This is a genomic window from Mesorhizobium sp. M6A.T.Ce.TU.016.01.1.1 (genome assembly GCF_003997065.1).
In the GTDB taxonomy this organism is placed as follows: Bacteria; Pseudomonadota; Alphaproteobacteria; order Rhizobiales; family Rhizobiaceae; genus Mesorhizobium; species Mesorhizobium mediterraneum.
The window spans coordinates 544,701-552,048 of record NZ_RZTJ01000003.1; the positions used below are offsets into that span (position 1 = coordinate 544,701).

Annotated in this window: 7 protein-coding genes; 5 read left to right on the forward strand and 2 right to left on the reverse strand. The window is 63.5% G+C overall.

Going from position 1 to position 7,348, the window contains the following annotated elements:
• The first annotated feature begins 39 nt into the window (after positions 1-39).
• Together EOC94_RS08760 and EOC94_RS08765 are read left to right on the forward strand one after the other, a co-directional pair.
• The gene (locus EOC94_RS08760; RefSeq protein ID WP_127289787.1) at positions 40-2,754 is read left to right on the forward strand and encodes a glycine--tRNA ligase subunit beta; all 2,715 of its coding nucleotides are present in this window, start codon (positions 40-42) and stop codon (positions 2,752-2,754) included.
• Between the two features lie 109 nt (positions 2,755-2,863).
• Positions 2,864-3,205, forward strand: coding sequence for a hypothetical protein (locus EOC94_RS08765; protein ID WP_126103275.1), 342 nt, complete (start codon positions 2,864-2,866; stop codon positions 3,203-3,205).
• Between the two features lie 71 nt (positions 3,206-3,276).
• On the opposite strand, the gene EOC94_RS08770 is transcribed toward EOC94_RS08765, so the two are convergent.
• Positions 3,277-3,723, reverse strand: a complete 447-nt coding sequence (locus EOC94_RS08770) for a hypothetical protein (RefSeq protein WP_126103274.1) — start codon at positions 3,721-3,723, stop codon at positions 3,277-3,279.
• Positions 3,724-3,882: 159 nt separating this feature from the next.
• Here EOC94_RS08770 and EOC94_RS08775 point away from each other — a divergent pair, with 159 nt between their 5' ends.
• The 3 genes from EOC94_RS08775 (at position 3,883) to EOC94_RS08785 (ending at position 7,067) form a co-directional block, all read left to right on the forward strand.
• Entirely contained in the window at positions 3,883-4,863 is a 981-nt protein-coding gene (locus EOC94_RS08775; protein WP_185928190.1) for an L-threonylcarbamoyladenylate synthase, read from the forward strand.
• Between the two features lie 18 nt (positions 4,864-4,881).
• Positions 4,882-6,312, forward strand: a complete 1,431-nt coding sequence (locus tag EOC94_RS08780) for an FAD-binding oxidoreductase (RefSeq protein WP_126103273.1) — start codon at positions 4,882-4,884, stop codon at positions 6,310-6,312.
• A gap of 185 nt (positions 6,313-6,497) precedes the next feature.
• Positions 6,498-7,067, forward strand: coding sequence for a DUF6101 family protein (locus EOC94_RS08785; protein ID WP_095483974.1), 570 nt, complete (start codon positions 6,498-6,500; stop codon positions 7,065-7,067).
• A gap of 91 nt (positions 7,068-7,158) precedes the next feature.
• On the opposite strand, the gene EOC94_RS34320 is transcribed toward EOC94_RS08785, so the two are convergent.
• Positions 7,159-7,348, reverse strand: a 190-nt coding sequence (locus tag EOC94_RS34320; RefSeq protein WP_210212067.1) for a hypothetical protein, incomplete at its 5' end; no start/stop codon positions are given.

A 7,348-nucleotide genomic window follows, 5' to 3' on the forward strand; every position in this document is an offset into this window, starting at 1 on the left:
TATGCCCCGCCGGACCATTTTGCCGCGTGAGCCCCATCAATGCCCGACCTGCTTCTAGAACTCCGCTCGGAAGAGATTCCCGCCCGCATGCAGCGCAAGGCTGCCGGCGACCTGAGGAAGATGCTGACCGACGGTTTGGTCGAGGCCGGGCTGACTTATGAGGCGGCGCGCGAATATTGGACGCCGCGCCGGCTGGCGCTCGACATTCGCGGCGTGACCGCGCGCTCGAAGGACATCAGCGAGGAGATCAAGGGCCCCTCGACCAAGGCGCCCGAACAGGCGGTCCAGGGTTTTCTGCGCAAGGCCGGTCTTTCCTCGATCGCCGAGGCGCATGTCCATGCCGACCCGAAGAAGGGCGATTTCTATGTCGCCCATATTGCGAAGCCGGGCAGGGCGGCTGAAGAAATCATCGCCGAGCTGGTGCCGGGCATCATCCGCGGCTTTCCATGGCCGAAATCGATGCGCTGGGGGCCGGCCTCGGCGAAACCCGGATCGTTGCGCTGGGTGCGGCCGCTGCAATCCATCCTCTGCACCTTCGGCCCCGAGACCGAGGAGCCGGTGGTGGTCGATTTCGAGATCGACGGCATCCGCTCCGGCAATGTCACCTACGGCCACCGTTTTCATGCGCCGGGCGCGATCACCGTGCGCCGCTTCGACGACTATGCCGCAAAGCTGGAGGCAGCCAAGGTCGTGCTCGATGCCGACCGGCGCAAGCAGATCATCCTTTCCGACGCCAGGAATCTCGCTTTCGCCAACGGGCTCGACCTGGTCGAAGACGAGGGCCTGCTCGAGGAAGTGTCAGGCCTGGTCGAATGGCCTGTCGTGCTGATGGGCGAATTCGAGCAAGACTTTCTCGCCATTCCGGCCGAGGTGATCCGGCTGACCATCCGGGCCAACCAGAAGTGTTTCGTGACGACGCGCCTGATCTCCCCCCTTGAGGGGGAGATGTCGGCGAAGCCGACAGAGGGGGGCGCTGTCCCGCCGACCTCTGGGCGCGAGGCACCCCCCTCTGCCCTGCCGGGCATCTCCCCCTCAAGGGGGGAGAATGGCCAATCGCCCCTTTCCAACCGCTTCATCCTGACCGCCAACACCGAAGCAAGCGACGGTGGCAAGGAGATCGCCTACGGCAACGGCAAGGTGGTGCGCGCCCGCCTCTCCGACGCGCTCTACTTCTGGAAGACCGACCAGGGCGACCTGCCTGACCTCGACCAGTTACAGGCATCGGCGGAAAAGTTCGGGCTCGATCTCAAAAAGCCGCTCGACCAGCGCATGGCTCGCCTCGACCATCTCGGTGTCACCTTCCACGCCAAGCTCGGCACGCAAGGCGAGCGGGTTGAGCGGATTGCCCGGCTTGCCGAGGAGTTGGCGCCGATCGTAGCGAGTTCAATCTCCCCCCTCGAGGGGGAGATGGCCGGCAGGCCAGAGGGGGTCGCCTCGCGTGAAGCGCCGGCATCCTCTGTCCGCAATACGGAGTCGCGTCAGGACGTGCCGACCCCCTCTGTCGCCTTCGGCGACATCTCCCCCTCAAGGGGGGAGATTCCCGCGCTCGCACGCCGCGCCGCAGTCCTGGCCAAGGCAGATCTCACCACCGAAGTGGTCGGAGAATTCCCTGAGCTGCAGGGCGCCATGGGCCGCAAATATGCGCTGCTGCAGGGCGAGCATCCATCCGTCGCCGCGGCCATTGAGGAGCACTACAAGCCGCAGGGGCCGTCCGACCGTGTTCCGACCGATCCGGTATCCGTGGCCGTGGCGCTCGCCGACAAGCTAGATACGCTGGTGGGGTTCTGGGCGATTGACGAAAAGCCGACCGGATCAAAAGATCCCTATGCGTTGCGGAGGGCTGCGCTCGGGGTGGTAAGGATTTTGGTTGAGAATGAGGTTAGGCTACCGGTCCAGCGCCAGTTTCTTAACGCACTGTTCGGACTTACCTACAATGGCGGTGATCGTTTTTCGGTGGTCTGGCGAGCGGATGACGGGGGGGATTTCACTACCGGCGTTGGATCGGCCGATGATCTGCTCAGTGAGCGAGCAGGTTTGTTGTCCTCGGAGGTACGTGGCGTAGAACTCCCAGACCATTCTGCGGCTGAAATAATTGCCGACCTCCTCTCCTTCTTCCATGATCGTCTGAAGGTCTATCTCCGCGATCAAGGCGCTCGCCATGATCTAATCGATGCTGTGCTGGAGGGTGGCGGAAGCGCGCCAATCTCCCCCCTAGAGGGGGAGATGTCGGCGGAGCCGACAGAGGGGGGACCGCCGGCGTCTCATTCTGTCACGCCCCCCTCTGCCCTGCCGGGCATCTCCCCCTCAAGGGGGGAGATTGGTCAATCGCCGAACGACGACCTGCTTCAAATCGTCCGCCGGGTCGAGGCGCTTGGCTCCTTCCTCGACACTGAGGACGGCAAGAACCTGTTGGCCGGCACCAAGCGTGCGGCGAACATTCTGGCTGCCGAGGAGAAGAAGAAAACGACGATCGCCGAGCATGTCGAGCCGGCTCTATTCCGGGAAGATGCCGAGAAAACGCTGTTTGCCGCGGTGAATCAGGCCGAGAAGGAAGCCGGCCAAGCGATTCACAATGAAGACTTTTCCGCCGCCATGCTGGCGCTTAGCGCGTTGCGCGAACCGGTTGATTCATTCTTTGAACGCGTTCTCGTGAATGATGAGGATCAGGCCGTTCGAGCCAACCGTCTGGCACTGCTGGCGCGCATCCGGGCAGCGACTGACCAGGTCGCGGATTTCTCGAAGATCGCCGGCTGAGGCTTGGAAATAATTTGTTCCAATAGCCGATTCGAGCCGGCTTACAGTCATATGACGATGATCTCTGCGTGGCACAAGGAGCATGTTCCCCAAACCCACGGAGGCTTCCATGAATTCCGCTCGCGACATCGAAGTGACAGAAGAAACGCCTGCCGAGACGCTTGAGTCGGCTTCCGAAACGACCCTCGACCAGGCCGCCACCACTGCAGTCGAAGCTGCCGACCTGTCGGACGAGGACAGTGACGACGACGAAAGCGAAGCGACGGTCGAGGAAGGCGCTGAAGACGACAAAGCTGCCACCCTCTCGGATGACGATGAGGAAGACGACGAAGACGAAGAAGATGACGACGAAGACGACAGCGTGAAGGCCGAGGCGCCGGACGCTGAGGAAGAGGAAGAAGAGGAAGAGTCGGACGCCTCCGACGACGCGGACGAAGAGGTCGCGGCCTAGGTTTTTTCAAGCGACGGAGTTTTACTCAGTGAACCGGGGCGGCGCGTGAGCGTCGTCCTGGCCTCGAGCGGCTATCTGGCTTGGTCGATCTCGGGAATGGGCGTCGGCTGTGGCGTTGCCGGCTCGCTGTTCGTTTTCCCTGCCTTTTTGTCGGATTTGGTGTCTGCACCAGGTGCTGCGGCAGCGGTGGTCGCGGCAGGTGCGGAACTTGGAGCCGGTGTTGCGAAGGCGTCGCCGACGATGCCGCCGCGAATGATCATCGGGCTTTGCATGAAATCATGCTTGGGCTGGCTCGGGATCGCAGCAACTTTTTCATAGGCGACATCGGGCACTGGTTCGCCGAGCGCCACGATCGACGGTGTCGAGGAACTCTCAGTCACTTTCACCGGTTCGGGCGCGCCGAGCCTGACGACGGACGGCGTCGAGGATGCTGCACCGAGAACGACGAAGGACGAAGCCTGTGCTCCGCCCGCCGCCAAAGTGAGACCAAGCGCTCCCAGGATACGCACCCAGACCATGATAGTTCCCCTTGCCCAACAAGCCGGCACCATACCGTCGGGGAATTGATGCGGGCTTGCGAGGAAAGATAGCATTTTAGCGATTGGTAATTCGCCAACGCCCGGACTTGCTCCGTAAACGTCACCGTATTACGCACCCACATCTGTGAGGTGATGAGAGTGGCCGAGATACTTGCCGCCGGTGAGGCGATGGAGCGGGCGCTGGCGCTGCTCGAAGGCGGCGATGTCGTCGCCATTCCGACGGAAACCGTCTACGGGCTGGCCGGCGACGCCACCAATGGCGTTGGCGTGGCGCGGATCTTCGAGGTCAAGGGCCGGCCACGCTTCAACCCGCTGATCGCCCATGTCGCCGATCTGGCGATGGCCGAGCGTATCGCGCTGTTCGATCCGCTGTCGAAAAGACTGGCGCAGACATTCTGGCCGGGACCGCTGACGCTGGTGCTGCCGCAGCGGCCGGGCAACGGCATTCATCCGCTGGTCACCGCCGGGTTGGATACGATCGCGCTGCGCATGCCGAAAGGCTTTGGCGGCGAGCTGATCGCCAGGCTCGGCCGTCCGCTTGCGGCGCCTAGCGCCAATTCTTCGGGAAGGATCAGTGCCACGACGGCCGAGGCAGTGGCGGCCGATCTCGGCTCAAAAATCAGGCTCGTGGTCGATGGCGGCGCAACGTCCGTTGGGCTCGAATCGACGATCGTCAAGGTCGAGGGCGGAAAGCTGCGGCTGCTGCGGCCGGGCGGCATTGCCGCCGAGGAGATCGAAGCGGCCGCCGGCGTGAAGCTGTCGCGCGGCGCGGCGGGCATCGAGGCTCCCGGCATGTTGGCCTCGCACTATGCGCCGGGCGCTGCGGTGCGGCTCAACGCCGAGACAATTGCCAAAGGCGAAGCCTTGCTGGCCTTCGGTGATCGCCGTGCCGAGGGTTGGCAGAATGCCGCCGCTTTGCGCAACCTGTCCGAGACCGGCGACCTGCGCGAGGCCGCAGCCAACCTCTTTGCCCACATGCAGGATCTCGATCGCAGCGGCGCCAAGACAATCGCCGTCGAGCCCATCCCATTCGATGGGCTAGGCGAGGCGATCAACGACCGGCTTTCGCGCGCCGCCGCCCCTCGTGACCAGGCCGCCCCGCGTGACAAGATCGATTGAGCACCATAGTTTCCATCCATGAACGACATATCCAGGGATATCGACCCCGCCCTCGTCGACCGCTTTGCGGCCATCGTCGGCGACAAATATGCGCTTCGCGACCAGCAGGATATCGCGCCTTACCTCACGGAGAGACGCGGCCTTTGGCATGGCAGGACGGCGCTGGTGCTGAGGCCCGGCAGCGTCGACGAGGTCAGCCGCATCATGCGGCTGGCGACCGAGACGGGCACGCCCATCGTGCCGCAGAGCGGTAATACCGGGCTGGTCGGCGCGCAGGTGCCAGACACATCCGGCCGCGAGATCGTGCTGTCGCTGTCGCGGCTGAACAGCATCCGCGAGATCGACGTGCTGTCCAACACGGTCACCGTCGAGGCCGGGGTCATCCTGCAGACGCTGCAGGAGGCGGCCGATGCCGCCGACCGGCTGTTTCCGCTGTCGCTTGCCGCGCAAGGCTCCTGCCAGATCGGCGGCAATCTCTCTTCCAATGCCGGCGGCACCGGCGTGCTTGCCTATGGCAATGCGCGTGAGCTCTGCCTCGGCGTCGAGGTGGTGCTGCCGACCGGCGAGGTGTTCGACGATCTGCGCAAGCTGAAAAAGGACAACACCGGCTACGATCTGAAGAACCTGTTTGTCGGTGCGGAAGGCACGCTCGGCATCATCACCGCTGCCGTGCTCAAGCTTTTCCCCAAGCCCAAGGGGCGCGAGGTGGCGTTTGCCGGCCTGTCCTCGCCCGAGGCGGCGCTGTCTCTGCTCAGCCTGGCGATGGATCGTGCCGGGGCCGCGCTCACTGCTTTCGAGCTAATCGGACAGAGGCCCTATGACTTCACGCTTCTGCACGCGCCAGGCGCCGTGCGGCCGCTGGCCGAGGATTGGCCGTGGTATGTGCTGATGCAGATCTCGTCGGGCCGCTCAGCGGAAGATGCAAGGGCCCTGATCGAGGAGGTGCTGTCGGAAGGTCTTGAACAGGAGATCGTCGGCGATGCGGTGATCGCGGCAAGTCTCGCCCAGGGCGATGCCTTCTGGAATTTCCGCGAGGTGCTGCCCGACGCACAGAAGCCCGAAGGCGCCTCGATCAAGCATGACATCTCGGTGCCGGTGGCGGCTATCCCGCAATTCATCGAAAAGGCGGCCGGCGTCGTGCAGTCGGTCAGCCCCGGTGCGCGCGAGGTCTGTTTCGGCCATATGGGCGACGGCAACCTCCACTACAATATTTCCCGGCCGGTCGGCGGCGATGATGAAGCGTTTCTTGCGCTCTACCATGCCATGAACAAGGCCGTGCACGATGTCGTGCGCGGCTTCCACGGCTCGATCTCGGCAGAGCACGGCATTGGCCAGCTGAAGCGGGATGAATTGATCGCGACGGCGCCGCCGATGGCGATCGAGCTGATGCGCAGGGTGAAGACGGCCTTCGATCCGGCCGGCATCATGAATCCCGGTAAGGTTATCTGATCCTTTCGTTATCTTGTGCCTGGTCGTATTCCGATAACCATCCCTCCGAGATCAGCAAAATTTAACCGACTTTCTTAAGCGCAGCGATAAGAAGCCCGCGCTAATGTTTCCCCACAACGAGGCTGGAAAAACCGGCCCGGAGACCCGGAAAGACCGGCTCTCAGGAGAGACAGGAAAGGCACAATATGAACACTGGACTGAAGCCAGTCTGGGCCGGGCGCAACATGCGCCTCGACCCATTCCGCCTGCCGCAGGTAGTGAGCTACGCCACGCGCGACGACTATGGCGACGTTACCTTCACCATCGACCACCGTGGCGCCGTCATTCGCCGCATGCTGGAGATGAGCGGCGTGCCGGCAATCATCGCTCTGCCCGCCAACGCGTTTCGCGGCGTGGCCGCCCGCGCGATGGAGGACCCGGATGGCAATGTCACAGTGACCTTGGAGCTTCTGCACAATGATCCGATGCTGTCGGTGCCGTTGCTTGTTGCCGACGATCTCGAGGATGTCGCCGCCGACTGGCGCGCCTGGGCCGACGCTTACCGTCTGCCGATGCTTCTGATCGAATCCGACGGCGTCGCCCGCACGCTGGAGGAATCGCTAGGCGCTGCCATCAAGACATTGCCGGCGCAGGACCGTCGCAAGGGTCGGATCTCGAACACGCGCCGCCCGCGCTTCCTCGCGCGCCGCCGCGCCGGCGATCTCGGCCTCAGGCTGGTCATCGGCGGCCAGGAAATCATTTCGCGCGACGAATAGTGCATCTGCGGCTCTCCCTTCTCCCCTTGTGGGAGAAGGTGGCCGAGCGAAGCTCGGTCGGATGAGGGGTGTTCCAGGGAACGCGAACGCCTCATTCCTTCCAACACCCCTCAACCGTCTCGGCGCTGCGCGCCGATCCACCTTCTCCCACAAGGAGACCTTTGCACAGAAGCCGAACGGTGATTCTGTGGTGAAGGTTGGAGCAGGGAGATTCGGGATGGCGGATCGTGTTTTGGGTCAGTTGAGTCTGGCGGACGGTCTGGCGGCGTCGGATGAGACGA

What these genes read in the sequence shown, in the direction of transcription:
- EOC94_RS08760 (WP_127289787.1), top strand. Translation starts at nt 40, where the DNA reads ATGCCCGACCTGCTTCTAGAACTCCGCTCGGAAGAGATTCCCGCCCGC.
- EOC94_RS08765 (WP_126103275.1), top strand. Translation starts at nt 2,864, where the DNA reads ATGAATTCCGCTCGCGACATCGAAGTGACAGAAGAAACGCCTGCCGAG.
- EOC94_RS08770 (WP_126103274.1), bottom strand. Translation starts at nt 3,723, where the DNA reads ATGGTCTGGGTGCGTATCCTGGGAGCGCTTGGTCTCACTTTGGCGGCG.
- EOC94_RS08780 (WP_126103273.1), top strand. Translation starts at nt 4,882, where the DNA reads ATGAACGACATATCCAGGGATATCGACCCCGCCCTCGTCGACCGCTTT.
- EOC94_RS08785 (WP_095483974.1), top strand. Translation starts at nt 6,498, where the DNA reads ATGAACACTGGACTGAAGCCAGTCTGGGCCGGGCGCAACATGCGCCTC.